We start from the raw sequence: 14,913 nt of genomic DNA, 5'->3' as shown, positions 1-14,913 counted from the left end.
CATGACCGCACCGCCCGCCGTCTCCATCAAGAACTTGCGGATCGCGCTGCCCAAGGGCGCGGAACGGCCATTCGCGGTCGACGGCGTCTCGCTCGATCTGCGGCCGGGCAAGATCGTCTGCGTCGTCGGCGAATCCGGCTCGGGCAAATCGATGTGCGCGCATGCGCTGATGGGCCTGTTGCCTGACACGGTCACCGTCACCTCCGGCGAGATCGAGTTCGAAGGCCGCGACCTGCTCAAGCTCGACGACGACGGCTGGCGCGATCTGCGCGGCCGCCGGCTCGCGATGATCTTTCAGGAGCCGATGACCGCGCTCAATCCGTTGATGCGGATCGGCGACCAAATGGCGGAGATGTTCGAGGCGCACGGGTTGCTCACGCCGAGGGAACGGCGCGCCAAGGCGCTGTCGCTGGCGCGCGAGGTCGGCCTCCCCGATCCCGAGCGCATCGTGCGCGCCTATCCACACCAGCTCTCCGGCGGCCAGCGCCAGCGCGCCATGATCGCGATGGCGCTCGCGCTCGAACCGGCGGTGCTGGTCGCGGACGAGCCGACAACAGCGCTCGACGTCACCACGCAAGCGCAGATCCTGAAACTGATCCGCAACCTCCAGCGCAATCGCAACATGGCGGTGATGTTCATCACCCATGATTTCGGCGTGGTCGCCGACATCGCCGACCAGGTCGTCGTGTTGCGCCACGGCAAGGTGGTCGAGGAAGGCCCCGCCTCGGCCGTCTTCAACGCGCCGCAGCACGACTACACCAAGGCGCTGCTCGCCGCCGTGCCCTCGATGGACCCGCCCGCCCGCAGCGCCCTCGACGACCGGGCCAAGGCGGTCGAGGTGATCGGACTGGACAAGACCTACGTCACCTCGGGCGGCTGGTTTCGCGAGGACCGCCGCGTCGATGCCGCGCGCGAAGTCAACTTCACGATTCTCAAGGGCGAGACGCTCGGCCTGGTCGGCGAATCCGGTTCCGGGAAATCGTCGGTGGCCCGGCTTGTGATGCGGCTGATCGAGGCTGATCGCGGCACCGTGCGGATCGGCGAGACCGATCTCACAAAGCTCGCGGGCAAGGCGCTACGCGCCGAGCGCCATCGCATCCAGATGATCTTCCAGGATCCGTTCGCTTCGCTCAATCCGCGCCGCAAGGTCGGTCATATCATCGCCGACGGCCCGATCGCGGCCGGTACCGATCCGAAAGTCGCGTTCGACCGCGCCCGCGATCTCCTCAAGATGGTCGGCCTCGATGCCGGCGCCCTCGAGCGCTATCCGCATGAATTCTCCGGCGGCCAGCGCCAGCGCATCGGCATCGCGCGCGCGCTCGCGCTCGAGCCCGAGATCATCGTCGCGGATGAGGCCGTCTCGGCGCTCGACGTCTCCGTGCAGGCGCAGGTCCTGAGGCTGCTCGAAGACCTCAAGGCCCGCCTCGGCCTCTCGATGCTGTTCATCACCCACGATCTACGCGTTGCCGCCCAGATCTGCGACCGAATCGCCGTGATGCAGCGCGGCGTCATAGTCGAGCTGAAGCCGACCGCGCAGCTGTTCGCCGCGCCCGAACATGCCTATACGCGCGAACTGCTCGCGGCGGTGCCGGGGCGCAAGGAGCGCGCGCCGGCAGCGTAAGTCAGCCGATTGCGGCTACTTCGGTCGAGGATTCGTGTTGTTCCAGGAGGGGACTGAGTTTGTTACGCCGACGGAGGGCTGGTTGGACGTTCCGACCGAGGGCGCTGTCACGGTCCCGACGGTCTGCCCGGAACTTCCGATAGTCCCTTGCTGTACCGGCGCTCCGGTGCGTCCGCTCGTGCTGCCTGGTGTACCTGTCGCCGACGTCTGTGCGTTGACAGCGAGTGGCGCTGCGGCCAATCCGAGAGCAATGAGTGCAGCAATGGAGCGTTTCGTTGTTGTCATGGCTGATCCTTTCGGGCGGTCTCTCAATCGCAATGCCGTTCGTCAGGCGCACGTGCACTGAGTGATCTACAACTCCGCGCGCGAGAAAATGTGCCGCAATGCCCTCACACCGCAGAGCTCAACACGTCATCACGAAGCTGAAGCGATCCGGCCGAACAGATGCGTCGTGAGACCGGCGCATCGCTGAAGGTATCTCGTTCCACTTCAGGAACGGAATACTCACGGGCTTTTTATCCCTCGTGACCGCCCGCACGGCTGCAAAGCCGAAGCCGGCACCCCACATCCGCATGAAATGATTTCCATCATGTGATGATGGATTGAGGATCTATTGGAGCCGACATGGGCCAGGTTATTGAGTTTGTCTCGAAATCCGAGCGCGAGCGCATTCGCCTCATCCAGGAAGCGCGCGCGATCTACGACAGCATCTTCCCGCCGGCTGATCCGGTAGGCGAACGATCGAGCGGAGCCTCCGCGCGTCGCAGCGACGGAGGAAACCTCGCGTGATCAAGATCATTGCCGTGCTCTGCAACCTCGCCTCTCCAGCGAACTGTCATGAGCAAACCGTCACCACATCCGACTTCGCCGACGTCTCGATGCAATCGTGCCTGATGGGTGCGCCACAGCTCGCCGAATGGATGAACCAGCATCCAGCCGAGCGCCTCGCCGGATGGCGCTGCGTGATCGGCCAACAGGTCGGTCGGGGAATTTAGGATCGGGCTGCGCTGTCCCTGAACGATCCGAAATGCCTGGTCCACCGCCATGAACATTGCTGGTCGCGCTTGATCTTCTCTGGCCTTGCGACCGGCGCAGGGTGACCGGCATTGGCTCGCCGGACAGGCGCGCCTATCGGATGGGCGGGTTGGTGTTGTTCCAGGTCGGGACTGCGTTGGTCACGCCGACGGACGGCCAATTATACGTACCGATCGATGGCGCCGTGACCGTCCCGACCGACTGTCCGCTCGACCCGTAGGCTCTGGGCTGTGCTGCCAACGATCCGGCGCTCCCATAATTCGGAGCCACCACGCCGGTGCTGTAAGATCGGATTGACCGGTGCTTTTTGGCTTCAGCCGCGAACGGCGCGGCAAGCAGCCCGATGGTGACGAGGGCGGCGATGGCGGGTTTGATGCTTGTCATGGCTGATCACTTCATTCTGCCGCCCCCTTGGCATTTGTTCATTCAGCGGCGAATTTCCATGGGCACCCCATTCATAACTTCGTGCGCGGGCGAAGATGCCGCGGACCGGTTGCCGTTACCGCTCAGATGGATGCCGAATGTCTTGCGCAAGCCGATTTGTCCGGCTGGCGTGACGTGCACGATCCGCGTGTCGCGGTCCCGTCTCAGCCAGCCGCGCTCCAGGCAGCAACGTTGAATCTCTGCGCCGACGTGACCGGCGACGTGAAAGCGACGCTCGCTCCAGTCCAGGCATGGGCGGCAGAAGATTCGCCTGCTTCCGGATTTCGGCTCCAGCACCGCGCCGAACGCGGAGAGGAAATGCGTTCCGGAGGCCGTTACCTCTCCGCCGTCATCGGTGAGCACGACGTGCGCTTTGGCGACGAGGGCGTCGGCGATGGCGACGCCGAGATAGCCGGCCAGATGGTCGTAGCAGGTGCGCGCAAAGCGAAGTTGATCGTCGGCGATCGAGCGTGACTGATGACGCGGCGGAACCTCGATGGCGGCGACGGCCTTGATGCTCTCCAGCATCCTGGCCACCAAAGGAGACGCGATGCGGTAATAGCGGTTGCGACGTTTCTGCGTCACGATGAGCAGCCGCGCCCCGACCAGCTTGCCGAGATGTCCGCTTGCCGTCGACCTCGATATTCGCGCGCGCGCCGCCAGTTCGCTCGCGGTCAGGGCCTGCCCGCCCATCAGCGCCGCCAGCATCGTGGCCCGCGCGGTATCGCCGACCAGTGCCGCCACCTCGACCATGTTTGCCGCTGCGACCATGGAGAAAGCGTATCGCGACCGTCCCGGCACGACAACGGTGATGGTTTGGCCGCGGCCGAACCATTGGACGCCGAGCGCGCTCTACCGTGGCTCCGACACAATCCGGAGGCCCAGCATGAAACGCATCCGCGTGGAGCCGATATCGACCTATCTGGAGCGCCGCCGCAGAGGCCCGATCTATCCGGTCGTCGTCGTCGAAGGCTTCGTCTATCTATCCGGCCTGCCGCCATTCGATCCCGAAACGGGCGAGGTCCGAACACTACCGTTCGAGCGGCAGGCCGAGATCGTGCTCGACCAGATGAAATGCTGCCTGGAAGCGGCGGGGTCGTCGCTGGCGGAGGTGATCAAGTGCAATGTCTATTGTACGCCCGATCCCGCGCATTTCGCCACGTTCAACGAGGTCTATGCCCGTTACTTCCAGGACTGTTCACCGGCGCGCATCTTCCTGCACGTTCCATCTTGGCCTGGGCCATTTGACATCGAGGTCGATTGCGTCGCGCTGGCGAGGCAACATGGATGAGGTCAGGCGCGGATTGCCCGCCTTCGGATGGACCCGAATCAGCGCTAGTGCATTCACCTCATCGACTTCGCGTATTGAGGCGACATGACCGGTCCCGAACTAAAGCAACTCCGCCACGATCTCTCGGAGGTCCTCGAGCGCAAGCTCACCGCGGCCGACATGGCCCGGCTTTGCGGATTGCCGGAGAAGGGCGGCGCCGACACCATCCGGCGCTGGGAGGTGAGCGGCCCGACACCGTCGGCGACCAAGGTGCTGCGCGTGCTCGCGATGGCGAGCGAGCGCTATCCGATCCTGGAGAAGTTCGACGTGTTCGATCGTCACGACGTGCGCGAGGAAGACCGGCCCGCAAAGCGCGCTGCATTCCGCGAACAGATGCGCGATGAGGCGCGGCGCCGCCTTGGTTAACGAGATGCGCGCGCAAGTTACCCTGATAGCGCCGAGTTAAGCCTTCCTTCACCACTTCTTAAGCCGCCATTAAGCACGAAAATCATTTACAGCCCAATAAGTTAGGTTGGCTGCCGCTGTGCCACGGATGTGACAGCATTTTCGTCAAAAGCGAGCTATCTGCAGAACCAACGACGGCGCGGAAAGCGCGCCTGCCGCGGACCTAAGTGTTGGAGTTTGGACGATGAAGAAGATTCTGTTTGCGACCGTTGCGCTGCTCGTGGTGGGCGCTGCCGCGCCGGCGGTCGGTGCCGATCTCGGTAACCGCAATTACTATAAGGCGCCCGCGCCCGCCTATGCCGCGCCGATCTACAACTGGACCGGCTTCTACATCGGCGGCCATGTCGGCGGCGCGTTCTCCAGCGACAACAATTTCAGCGGCCTCTCCACCGGCAACAACGGCAACGGCCGTTTCCTCGGCGGTCTGCAGGCCGGCGCGGACTGGCAGTTCAACCCGAACTTCGTTGTCGGCGTCGAAGGCCAGTATTCCTGGCTCTCCGGCAGCGTCGGCGCGGTGTTCCCGGGCGGCGTCGCCTACACCAACGACCAGCGCGGTCTCGGCTCGATCACCGGCCGCGTCGGCTACACCTGGGGTCCGGGCCTGCTCTATGTGAAGGGTGGCTACGCTTATTCGGACAACAACGAGAAGGTCACTGTTGGCGGCGTGCCGGCGGCCTTCGTCATCACGGGCGATCACCGCAACGGCTACACCGTCGGCGCCGGCCTCGAATACATGTTCGCCCCGAACTGGTCGGCCAAGGCCGAGTACCAGTACTACAATTTCGGCGACGCGCACTTCACCGGTGGTCCGCTGGCGGGCACCGGCAACTTCACCACCGACGACCACACCATCAAGGCGGGCGTCAACTACCGCTTCAACTGGGCCAACTCGGCGGTCGCGCGCTACTGAACGGTTACCAAGATCTTATCATGATGAAGGGCCGGCATCATTGCCGGCCCTTCTTTTTTCGCTGTGCGGAACGTACGCAACCGATTGAGCAACTTGCGATTTTTTAACCTGGCCCGAGGATACTCCGCGGCGAAAACATAAAGATCACGCGTGGGGGAATTTCGATGGCGATCCGTCTGGGCCTTGGCCGCTTGCTTGGTCGTATCCGGCCTCGTTTCAAAATGCCGACATGGGGCGTGCGCGGCAGCCTGTTCACGGCCTTCGCGGTGATCGCGGGCATGGGCCTCGTGATTGCAGCCGGCGCCGGCTTCGTCTTCAACCATCTCGGCAGCACCATGATGGACCTGAGCGGCCGGGACATCCCGCGCCTTTCCGCCAGCCTTCAACTCGCATCGCAAAGCGCAACGCTTGCGGCACAGGGGCCGGGCCTCCTCGCGTCGCCGTCCGACGAGGCGCTGAACGAACGCACCAAGAAGGTGCAGGAGATCCAGCAGCTCGCCATGGCCAAGCTCGGCGAGATCATCGAGCTCGGCGCCGACAAGCAGATCGCAACCGCGTTGCGCGACACTGCCAAGAGCATCGACGAGGCGACCCAGAGCCTGGTGTCGGCCGCGCGCGAACGGCTGGATACCGGCGCACTGCACGACAAGCAATATGAAGCGCTCCGCAAGGCGCAGCTCACCTTCGTCGGTGCGGCCGGTCCTGCCATGCTGGATGCGCAAACGCGCCTGAACGCGATCCTCGGCGCGGCGGAAGTTTCCGCCGACGATGCCACCGAAGCCGCCCGCACCGTCTCCCAGGTCGCGACCATCTCCGCCAACGGCAATCTGATGGCCGCCGACATGATGGCGGCGCTGTCGGCCAACAACAGCGATACGCTGGAGGCGATCGAGAAGGAGTTCAAGGCGACGCGCGACCGCGTCAAGTCGAATCTCGAGGACCTGCCGAACATGGCCTCGATGCAGGCGGTGCGCGACACCGTGCAAAAGCTGTTCGCCTTCGGCGAAGGCAAGTCCGGCGTGTTCAAGATCCGCCAGAAAGAGCTCGACGCGATCGACTACGGCCAGACCATCCTGGACGAGACCCGCAAGCTCAATGTCGGCCTCGGCATCAGCGTGCAGCAGCTCGTCGAGGGCGTGCAGAAGGAGACCAACGCGTCGACCTTCCAGGCGCGGCATGAGATCTCGCTTGCGACCACCGCGATGCTGGCACTCGGCGCTCTGACGCTGGTCGGCTCGGCGCTGTTCGTCTGGCTCTATGTCGGCCGCAACATCCTGCGCCGCATTCGCGAGCTTCAACGCGCCATGCAGTTGCTCTCGGCCGGCGACCTCGACACCGAGATCGTCCGCTCCCGGCAGAACGACGAGATCGGCGCGATGAAGGAAACGCTGACGGTGTTCCGCGACAGCATGATCGAAGCTCGCGCGCTTGCGAGCGAGCAAGACAGGGATCGCGTCGCCAAGGCCGAGCGTGCGGCGCAGATGGAAGCGAAGATTGCAGAATTCGAGGGCGCGGTCCGCACCGCACTCGACAATCTCGCGCAGTCAGCCAATTCGATGCAATCGACCGCGCAGAGCATGTCGAACACGGCAGACCAGTCCAATGCGCTGGTGAACGCGGTTGCCTCCGCAGCCGAAGAGACCTCGGTCAACGTGCAGACCGTATCATCAGGCACCGAGCAGCTCTCATCCTCGATCGAGGAGATCAGCAAGCAGGTCGTGACCTCGGCCGCGATCGCCAGGAAGGCGGTCGACGAAGCCGGCGCGACCGATGCCACGATGCAGAGCCTCGCCGACAGCGCGAGCCGCATCAGCGTGGTGGTCGACCTGATCCAGACCATTGCCTCGCAGACCAATCTGCTGGCGCTCAACGCCACCATCGAGGCGGCGCGCGCGGGTGAAGCCGGTCGTGGCTTCGCGGTGGTCGCCTCCGAGGTGAAGAGCCTCGCGAGCCAGACCGCCAAAGCGACGGAGGAGATCCGCAGCCAGATCGCCAGCATGCAGTCAGTGACGACTTCGGCCGTCGGCGCCATCCAGGGCATCGGCCGGATCATCGGCGAGATCAACGACGTCACCACGACCATCGCCGCCGCGGTCGAGGAACAGGGCGCGGCGACCCGCGAGATCGCCCGCAACATCCAGCATGCCGCCGGCGGCACCAGCGAGGTTTCCAGCAACATCGTCGGCGTCTCCACGGCTTCGGCGGAGGCCGGCGCAGCGGCGAACGAGGTGCTCGGCGCCTCCGACGCGCTCCGCCGCGAGGCCGACATGCTGCGCGGAGAGATCGACGCGTTCCTCAACAACATGCGGGCGGCGTAGGCGCCGTTCCGTAACCCGGAATGACCGCTATGCGGACCCCGCCAGCGTCCTTTTTCGGCTGGCGCGGCGGGGGCGGCGGGTTTAAGTCGGTAGCATGAACGCAAAGACCGACACCGTGCAGTCCTCCGCCGACGCCCTGCGCTATCCCTGGGAACAGCATCCCGGCCCCGAACAGGTCGTCGAGGTGAAGCCCGGTGTGTTGTGGGCGCGGCTGAAACTGCCGTTCCGCCTCAACCATGTGAACATCTACCTGCTCGCCGACGGCGACGGCTATGCCATGATCGATGCCGGCTTCGGCAATGAGGAGACGATCGAAGCCTGGACGAAGCTGTTCGACGGGCCGCTGAAGGGCGTCAACATCACGCGCCTGATCGTGACCCATTCCCATCCCGATCATGTCGGTCTGGCCGGGTGGATCGTCGAGCGGTTCAACTGCCCGCTGGTGATGTCGCAGGTCGAATATCTGCAATCGGTCTATCACCAGAACCGCGGCACCGAGGAGCGGCAGGAAGCGCAGCGGCTGTTCTTCCGCCGCCACGGCATGGACGAGTCGCTCACCGAAAAACTGCTCGGCCGCGGCCAGGATTACCTCAAGCGCGTCTCGGTGCTGCCCCCGTCCTACCGCCGCATCTCGCATGGCGAGGACGTCGTGATCGGCACGCGCCGCTTCAAGGTGATCACCGGCGGCGGTCACGCGCTCGACCAGGTGATGCTGTATTGCGCCGACGACAAGCTGTTCCTCTCGGCCGACCAGGTGCTGAGCAAGATCTCGCCGAACGTCAGCGTGTGGGCGGTCGAACCCGATCAGAACTCGCTCGGCGAATATCTGGCCTCGCTCGCCAGCCTTACGACGACTCTCCCCTATGACGTGCTGGTGCTGCCCGGCCACGGCGTGCCGTTCTACGGCCTGAAGACCCGCATCAAGCAGCTCGCCGATCACCACGAGGAGCGCTGCCGCCTGATCGCGGAAGCCTGCCGCGAGGTGCCGCAGACCTCGCGCGCCCTGGTGCCCGTGGTATTTAACAAGCACGTGCTGGACGAACACCAGATGGGCTTCGCCGCCGGCGAACTGGTCGCCCACGTCAACTACATGATCGTGGAAGGCCGGCTGACGGCGGAGATGAAAGACGGCGTGTTGCAGTTCAGGACGACTTGAGTTTCAGGGGCCGCCGATGACCCATGAGGCCATCCGCGACCTGCTAGCACGGGACGACGACGAAGCGCTGGGCGAGCTTCGGACACTGTCAACGGCGAGCGATGCCTTTGTGCGGCGAACCGCAATCGAGGTCATCGGACAACACAAGCGGGGGCATGAACTCCGCACGAGCATTGCCGCTGCCTTTTCCGACACGTCGGATTACGTCAGGCGCACCGCCTGCGGCATCGTCGAGCAATGGAAGCTTGCCGAAGCTCATGATCTCGTGCTGCCCCTTCTGAGGGCGCCCGAAGCATCGACGCGGGGGTGCGCGCTTCGCGCCCTTGCTGAGATTTGGCATGAGGCGGATTTCCATTCGATCTTCAATCTCTACAGGCGCGATCCGGAAATCGGAGTTCGGAAGGAAGCCGCGTGGACCTTGCGGCGAGGCGCCGCTGCGGGCAATTGGCGGCTGCTGTTCGATGCTTTTTCAGGGATGAGCTTCCCCGGCATCGATTGTGGGCCTGCGAGATCGCCAACACTTTCGGCGATCCGGACGTCCTGCCTGCGCTGACCCCGCTGCTGAACGATGACGACGGACATGTGCGCAAGTCCGCCGCGCAGGCCCATCAGGCGATCGGGGCGCGCAGTTAGCCCGGGCGCAATGGTGCAGAGCAACATTGAGCCTCGCGCGAACTTGATCCGGATCAAGTTTCAAATCGCACGATAGGGCATTTTGCCCAAATGCCCCGCAGGTCCAAATGTGGGATAGCGCATAGACATTGGAGCTGGAAAAGCTCTAAGGATATGCGGGTCTTTGGTCGGTTCCGCTGCAGGTTTGACGATGGATTACGCCCAGTTCTTCAATTCCGCCCTTGATCGTCTCCACACCGAGCGGCGCTACCGCGTGTTCGCCGATCTCGAGCGCATCGCCGGCCGGTTCCCGCATGCGCTCTGGCACTCGCCGAAGGGCAAGCGCGACGTCGTGATCTGGTGCTCGAACGATTATCTCGGCATGGGCCAGCACCCGAAGGTGGTGGGCGCAATGGTCGAGACCGCGACCCGCGTCGGCACCGGCGCCGGCGGCACCCGCAACATCGCCGGCACGCATCATCCGCTGGTGCAGCTCGAGGCCGAGCTCGCCGATCTCCACGGCAAGGAAGCCTCGCTGCTCTTCACGTCCGGCTACGTCTCGAACCAGACCGGCATCGCGACCATCGCAAAGCTCATTCCGAACTGCCTGATCCTGTCCGACGAGCTCAACCACAATTCGATGATCGAGGGCATCCGCCAGTCCGGCTGCGAGCGGGTCGTGTTCCGCCACAACGACCTCGCCGATCTCGAAGCGCTGTTGCAGGCTGCGGGCCCGAGCCGACCCAAGCTGATCGCCTGCGAGAGCCTCTATTCGATGGACGGCGACATCGCCCCGCTCGCCAAGATCTGCGACCTCGCCGAGAAGTACGGCGCCATGACCTATGTCGACGAGGTCCATGCCGTCGGCATGTACGGCCCGCGCGGCGGCGGCATCGCCGAGCGCGACGGCGTGATGCATCGCATCGACATTCTCGAGGGCACGCTCGCCAAGGCGTTCGGCTGCCTCGGCGGCTACATCGCCGCCAACGGTCAGATCATCGACGCGGTGCGCTCCTATGCGCCGGGCTTCATCTTCACCACCGCGCTGCCGCCGGCGATCTGCTCGGCCGCGACCGCCGCGATCAAGCATCTGAAGACGTCAAGCTGGGAGCGCGAGCGTCACCAGGATCGCGCCGCCCGGGTCAAGGCGATCCTCAACGCGGCCGGCCTGCCGGTGATGTCGAGCGACACTCATATCGTCCCGCTGTTCATCGGCGATGCCGAGAAGTGCAAGCAGGCCTCCGACCTCCTGCTCGAGCAGCACGGCATCTACATCCAGCCGATCAACTATCCGACGGTCGCCAAGGGCTCCGAACGCCTGCGCATCACGCCCTCGCCCTATCACGATGACGGCCTGATCGATCAGCTCGCTGAAGCCCTGCTGCAGGTGTGGGACCGCCTGGGTCTGCCGCTGCGCCAGAAGTCGCTGGCGGCGGAGTAGCTCCGGGTCGTCCTGCTTAACGACAACTCCAGTTCCCGCACCCGCACGGCATTTCGCTGTCGCCTGCGACCGTCCAACGCGCTAGATTTACAGGGAAAATGAGATCGGGCGCGGCCAGCGCGCCCAGAGAGAAGCACGCTCGCCATGCTGCACGATTGGGGCGTGATCGCCGCCGCCTTCGGCTATATCGGCTTCCTTTTCCTGGTGGCGAGCCATGGCGACCGCCGCTCGCCGGCCGGGCGCGGCCGCGCCTCGGGGCTGATCTATCCGCTGTCGCTGGCGATCTACTGCACCTCCTGGACCTTCTTCGGCTCGGTCGGCTTCGCCACCCGCACCTCCACCGACTTCCTCGCGATCTATGTAGGCCCGATCCTGATGATCGGGTTAGGGGCCGGCGTGCTCCGCCGCGTGATCCAGCTCGCGAAGGCCCACAACATCACCTCGATCGCCGACTTCATCGGTGCGCGCTACGGCAAGAGCCAGGCGGTGGCGGCAACCGTCGCGCTGATCGCCATCATCGGCTCGGTGCCCTACATCGCGCTCCAGCTCAAGGCGGTCGCCTCCTCGCTCGAAACCATCCTGAGCGAAGACCAGGCCTTCTCCCACATCCCGATCGTCGGCGACGTGGCGCTGATGGTGACGCTGGCGATGGCGGCCTTCGCAGTGCTGTTCGGCACGCGGCAGACGGACGCCACCGAGCACCAGCACGGCCTGATGCTCGCGGTCGCGACCGAATCCATCATCAAGCTGGTCGCCTTCCTCGCCGCGGGCATCTTCGTCTCGTTCTGGATGTTCTCGCCGCACGAACTGATCGAGCGCGCGATGAAGACGCCGGAGGCGGTCCGCCTCATCAACTATTCGCCGTCGATCGGCAACTTCCTGACCATGACGCTGCTGTCGCTGTGCGCGATCATGCTGCTGCCGCGCCAGTTCCACGTCAGCGTAGTGGAGAATTCCTCGGACGCCGAGGTCGGCCGCGCGCGCTGGCTGTTTCCGCTCTATCTCGTCGCCATCAATCTGTTCGTGATCCCGATCGCGTTCGCCGGCCTCGTCAGCTTCCCGTTCGGCGCTGCCGATCCTGACATGTACGTGCTGGCGCTGCCGATGGAGGGCGGCGCGGATCTGCTCAGCGTCGCCGTCTTCGTCGGCGGGCTGTCGGCGGCGACCGCGATGGTGATCGTCGAATGCGTCGCGCTCTCCATCATGGTCTCGAACGATCTCGTGGTGCCCCTGGTGCTGCAACGACGGCCCGAGGGGCGCACCGGCGGCGCCGATTTCAGCGACTTCCTGCTGCGCTCGCGCCGGCTCGCGATCTTCGCCATCATGGTGATGGCCTATTTCTACTATCGCGCGCTCGGCAACACCCAGCTCGCGGCGATCGGGCTCCTGTCTTTTGCCGCCATCGCCCAGCTTGCACCAAGCTTCTTCGGCGGATTGCTGTGGCGGCGAGCGACCGCGCGCGGCGCGATCGGCGGCATGCTGGTCGGCTTCGCGGTGTGGCTCTACACGCTGTTCATCCCGAGCTTCATGGATACTTCCACGGCGGGCATCCTGCTGCTCCAGCACGGCCCGTTCGGGATCGAGGCGCTGCGGCCGCAGGCGCTGTTCGGCGCCGATTTGCCGCCGCTGATGCACGGCGTGGTCTGGTCGCTGTCGCTCAACATCCTCACCTATGTGCTGCTGTCGCTGGCGCGCCGGCCGTCTTCGATCGAGCTGGTGCAGGCCGATCTGTTCGTCCCCAACACGCTCGCGCCGATCTCCCCGAACTTCCGCCGTTGGCGCACCACCGTCACGGTGCAGGACATCCAGACCACGGTGGCGCAATATCTGGGGCCTGACCGCGCGCGGCATTCGTTCGAGGCATTCTCCGCGCGGCGCAATGTGCGGCTGGAATCCGGGGCGCCCGCCGATTTCGAGCTGCTGCAGCACGCCGAGCACCTGATCGCCTCCTCGATCGGGGCGGCCTCCTCGCGTCTCGTGATGTCGCTCCTGCTGCGCAAGCGGACGGTCTCCGCCAAGGCGGCGCTAAAACTGCTCGACGATTCCCATGCGGCGCTTCATTTCAACCGCGAGATCCTCCAGACCGCGCTCAACCATGTGCGCCAGGGCATCGCGGTGTTCGATGCCGATCTGCAACTGATCTGCTCGAACCGGCAGTTCGGCGATCTCCTCAACGTTCCCCCGCATTTCATCCAGTTCGGCACGCCGTTGCGTGAAATCCTGGAATTCATGGGCGTGAGCGAGCCGGCCGATCCGATCGAGCGCGAGGCCATGCTGGAGCGCCGGCTGGTGGCTTACACCACCGACGGCGAGCCTTATCTCGAGCGCCTGCCCGACCGCCACATGGTGATCGAGATCTTGACCAACCGCATGCCCGGCGGCGGCTTCGTCATCACCTTCACCGACGTCACACCCACGTTCGAGGCGGCCGAAGCGCTGGAGCGCGCCAATGCGACACTGGAAAAGCGGGTGCGCGACCGCACCGAGGAGCTGACCCGGCTGAATTCCGAGCTGGCGTTGGCCAAGAGCGCGGCCGAAGACGCCAGCATCTCCAAGACGCGCTTTCTCGCCGCCGCCAGCCACGACATTCTCCAGCCGCTGAACGCGGCGCGGCTCTATGTCACGAGCCTGGTCGAGCGCCAGCACAGCGGCGAGGAGACGCGACTGGTCGAGAATATCGACGAATCGCTCCAGGCGATCGAGGAGATCCTCGGCGCGCTGCTCGACATCTCCCGGCTCGACGCCGGCGCGATGACGACCTCGATCTCGAGCTTCAAGATGGCCGATCTGATGCGCTCGCTGGAGATCGAGTTCGCTCCGATCGCACGCGCCAAGAATCTGGCGCTCGTCTTCGTGCCGTGCTCGCTGCCCGTCGAGTCGGATCGTCTCCTGCTGCGGCGGCTGCTCCAGAACCTGATCTCCAACGCGATCAAATATACCCCGCGCGGGCGCGTGCTGGTCGGCTGCCGCCGCCGCGGCGCCTCGCTCAAGATCTGCGTCTACGACACCGGTGTCGGCATCCCGACGGTCAAGCGCAGCGAGATCTTCAAGGAATTCCACCGCCTCGAGCAGGGCGCGCGGATCGCCCGCGGCCTCGGCCTTGGCCTGTCGATCGTCGAGCGGTTGGCGCGCGTGCTCAAGCACGACATCGCCATCGATTCCAATGTCGGCGGCGGCTCGGTTTTTTCCGTGACGGTGCCGACGGCGAAGGCGATCACCCACACAGCGGCCGTGACCAGCGCAACGCCGCTCGCACGCACCTCGATCTCGGGGACCCTGATCGTCTGCATCGAGAACGACGCCGCGATCCTCGACGGCATGCGCACGCTACTGAAGGCGTGGGACGCCGAAGTGATCGCGGTCGCCGATCCCGAGGGTGCGATCGCCGCGATCGAAACTGCCGGCCGCCGCGTGACCGGCCTGCTGGTCGACTACCATCTCGACCGCGGCAACGGCATCGCCGCGATCCGCGACATCCGCCGCCGCTTCGGTGACGGCATTCCCGCGATCCTCATCACCGCCGACCGTAGCCCCGCCGTGCAAATGGCTGCGCGCGACGAAAAGGTCGCGGTGCTCAACAAGCCGGTCAAGCCGGCTTCGCTCCGCGCCCTGCTCGGCCAGTGGCGCACGCAGCAGATGGTGGCGGCGGAGTGAGCCTCCGC

At 65.0% G+C, this 14,913-nt stretch carries 15 protein-coding genes; 11 read left to right on the top strand and 4 right to left on the bottom strand.

The window, feature by feature from the left end:
* The first annotated feature begins 1 nt into the window (after window position 1).
* Window positions 2-1,621, top strand: a complete 1,620-nt coding sequence (locus tag IVA75_RS18620; RefSeq protein ID WP_247283202.1) for an ABC transporter ATP-binding protein — start codon at window positions 2-4, stop codon at window positions 1,619-1,621.
* Between the two features lie 15 nt (window positions 1,622-1,636).
* Here the strand turns inward: IVA75_RS18620 and IVA75_RS18615 are convergent, their stop codons facing one another.
* Window positions 1,637-1,906 carry a hypothetical protein gene (locus IVA75_RS18615; RefSeq protein WP_247283201.1) on the bottom strand — a complete coding sequence of 90 codons (270 nt, stop codon included), beginning with the start codon at window positions 1,904-1,906 and terminating at the stop codon, window positions 1,637-1,639.
* A 339-nt stretch (window positions 1,907-2,245) separates the two neighbouring features.
* Between IVA75_RS18615 and IVA75_RS18610 the strand changes: the two genes are divergently transcribed.
* Window positions 2,246-2,410, top strand: a complete 165-nt coding sequence (locus IVA75_RS18610; protein WP_197031214.1) for a hypothetical protein — start codon at window positions 2,246-2,248, stop codon at window positions 2,408-2,410.
* The gene (locus tag IVA75_RS18605) at window positions 2,407-2,616 is read left to right on the top strand and encodes a hypothetical protein (protein ID WP_027570060.1); all 210 of its coding nucleotides are present in this window, start codon (window positions 2,407-2,409) and stop codon (window positions 2,614-2,616) included. The genes IVA75_RS18610 and IVA75_RS18605 overlap by 4 nt, the downstream gene beginning before the upstream one ends.
* A 133-nt stretch (window positions 2,617-2,749) precedes the next feature.
* Here the strand turns inward: IVA75_RS18605 and IVA75_RS18600 are convergent, their stop codons facing one another.
* Together IVA75_RS18600 and IVA75_RS18595 are read right to left on the bottom strand one after the other, a co-directional pair.
* Window positions 2,750-3,040 carry a hypothetical protein gene (locus IVA75_RS18600; RefSeq protein WP_247283199.1) on the bottom strand — a complete coding sequence of 97 codons (291 nt, stop codon included), beginning with the start codon at window positions 3,038-3,040 and terminating at the stop codon, window positions 2,750-2,752.
* Window positions 3,041-3,082: 42 nt separating this feature from the next.
* Entirely contained in the window at window positions 3,083-3,850 is a 768-nt protein-coding gene (locus IVA75_RS18595; RefSeq protein ID WP_247283197.1) for a helix-turn-helix transcriptional regulator, read from the bottom strand.
* A gap of 115 nt (window positions 3,851-3,965) precedes the next feature.
* On the opposite strand from IVA75_RS18595, the gene IVA75_RS18590 reads away from it, so the two are divergent.
* From IVA75_RS18590 to IVA75_RS18570, 5 genes are all read left to right on the top strand, one after another.
* The gene (locus tag IVA75_RS18590) at window positions 3,966-4,370 is read left to right on the top strand and encodes a Rid family hydrolase (protein WP_247283195.1); all 405 of its coding nucleotides are present in this window, start codon (window positions 3,966-3,968) and stop codon (window positions 4,368-4,370) included.
* An 84-nt stretch (window positions 4,371-4,454) separates the two neighbouring features.
* Window positions 4,455-4,775: a hypothetical protein gene (locus IVA75_RS18585; protein ID WP_247283193.1), complete on the top strand. Its 321-nt coding sequence runs from the start codon at window positions 4,455-4,457 to the stop codon at window positions 4,773-4,775.
* 223 nt (window positions 4,776-4,998) lie between these two features.
* Window positions 4,999-5,724, top strand: coding sequence for an outer membrane beta-barrel protein (locus IVA75_RS18580; protein ID WP_027570056.1), 726 nt, complete (start codon window positions 4,999-5,001; stop codon window positions 5,722-5,724).
* Window positions 5,725-5,888: 164 nt separating this feature from the next.
* Complete coding sequence (locus tag IVA75_RS18575; protein WP_247283191.1) at window positions 5,889-8,042, top strand: methyl-accepting chemotaxis protein; 2,154 nt, start codon at window positions 5,889-5,891, stop codon at window positions 8,040-8,042.
* Window positions 8,043-8,136: 94 nt separating this feature from the next.
* Window positions 8,137-9,198, top strand: coding sequence for an MBL fold metallo-hydrolase (locus IVA75_RS18570; RefSeq protein ID WP_027515291.1), 1,062 nt, complete (start codon window positions 8,137-8,139; stop codon window positions 9,196-9,198).
* A gap of 88 nt (window positions 9,199-9,286) precedes the next feature.
* Here the strand turns inward: IVA75_RS18570 and IVA75_RS18565 are convergent, their stop codons facing one another.
* Window positions 9,287-9,553, bottom strand: a complete 267-nt coding sequence (locus tag IVA75_RS18565) for a hypothetical protein (protein WP_247359435.1) — start codon at window positions 9,551-9,553, stop codon at window positions 9,287-9,289.
* Between the two features lie 56 nt (window positions 9,554-9,609).
* Between IVA75_RS18565 and IVA75_RS40015 the strand changes: the two genes are divergently transcribed.
* From IVA75_RS40015 to IVA75_RS18550, 3 genes are all read left to right on the top strand, one after another.
* Window positions 9,610-9,831, top strand: a complete 222-nt coding sequence (locus IVA75_RS40015; RefSeq protein WP_247359433.1) for a HEAT repeat domain-containing protein — start codon at window positions 9,610-9,612, stop codon at window positions 9,829-9,831.
* A 190-nt stretch (window positions 9,832-10,021) separates the two neighbouring features.
* Window positions 10,022-11,251, top strand: a complete 1,230-nt coding sequence (hemA, locus tag IVA75_RS18555) for a 5-aminolevulinate synthase (protein ID WP_247283189.1) — start codon at window positions 10,022-10,024, stop codon at window positions 11,249-11,251.
* 144 nt (window positions 11,252-11,395) lie between these two features.
* Window positions 11,396-14,905: a PAS domain-containing hybrid sensor histidine kinase/response regulator gene (locus IVA75_RS18550; protein ID WP_247283188.1), complete on the top strand. Its 3,510-nt coding sequence runs from the start codon at window positions 11,396-11,398 to the stop codon at window positions 14,903-14,905.
* The last annotated feature ends 8 nt before the right edge of the window (window positions 14,906-14,913 follow it).

The organism is Bradyrhizobium sp. 134 (assembly GCF_023074155.1).
Lineage (GTDB): Bacteria > Pseudomonadota > Alphaproteobacteria > Rhizobiales > Xanthobacteraceae > Bradyrhizobium.
The sequence above is the reverse complement of the archived record's forward strand: the minus strand, read 5'-3'. Positions and strand labels throughout refer to the sequence as shown.

What these genes read in the sequence shown, in the direction of transcription:
- IVA75_RS18590 (WP_247283195.1), top strand. Translation starts at nt 3,966, where the DNA reads ATGAAACGCATCCGCGTGGAGCCGATATCGACCTATCTGGAGCGCCGC.
- IVA75_RS18575 (WP_247283191.1), top strand. Translation starts at nt 5,889, where the DNA reads ATGGCGATCCGTCTGGGCCTTGGCCGCTTGCTTGGTCGTATCCGGCCT.
- IVA75_RS18615 (WP_247283201.1), bottom strand. Translation starts at nt 1,906, where the DNA reads ATGACAACAACGAAACGCTCCATTGCTGCACTCATTGCTCTCGGATTG.
- IVA75_RS18565 (WP_247359435.1), bottom strand. Translation starts at nt 9,553, where the DNA reads ATGGAAATCCGCCTCATGCCAAATCTCAGCAAGGGCGCGAAGCGCGCA.
- IVA75_RS18585 (WP_247283193.1), top strand. Translation starts at nt 4,455, where the DNA reads ATGACCGGTCCCGAACTAAAGCAACTCCGCCACGATCTCTCGGAGGTC.
- IVA75_RS18620 (WP_247283202.1), top strand. Translation starts at nt 2, where the DNA reads ATGACCGCACCGCCCGCCGTCTCCATCAAGAACTTGCGGATCGCGCTG.
- hemA (WP_247283189.1), top strand. Translation starts at nt 10,022, where the DNA reads ATGGATTACGCCCAGTTCTTCAATTCCGCCCTTGATCGTCTCCACACC.
- IVA75_RS18550 (WP_247283188.1), top strand. Translation starts at nt 11,396, where the DNA reads ATGCTGCACGATTGGGGCGTGATCGCCGCCGCCTTCGGCTATATCGGC.
- IVA75_RS18595 (WP_247283197.1), bottom strand. Translation starts at nt 3,850, where the DNA reads ATGGTCGCAGCGGCAAACATGGTCGAGGTGGCGGCACTGGTCGGCGAT.
- IVA75_RS18610 (WP_197031214.1), top strand. Translation starts at nt 2,246, where the DNA reads ATGGGCCAGGTTATTGAGTTTGTCTCGAAATCCGAGCGCGAGCGCATT.
- IVA75_RS18600 (WP_247283199.1), bottom strand. Translation starts at nt 3,040, where the DNA reads ATGACAAGCATCAAACCCGCCATCGCCGCCCTCGTCACCATCGGGCTG.
- IVA75_RS18570 (WP_027515291.1), top strand. Translation starts at nt 8,137, where the DNA reads ATGAACGCAAAGACCGACACCGTGCAGTCCTCCGCCGACGCCCTGCGC.
- IVA75_RS18580 (WP_027570056.1), top strand. Translation starts at nt 4,999, where the DNA reads ATGAAGAAGATTCTGTTTGCGACCGTTGCGCTGCTCGTGGTGGGCGCT.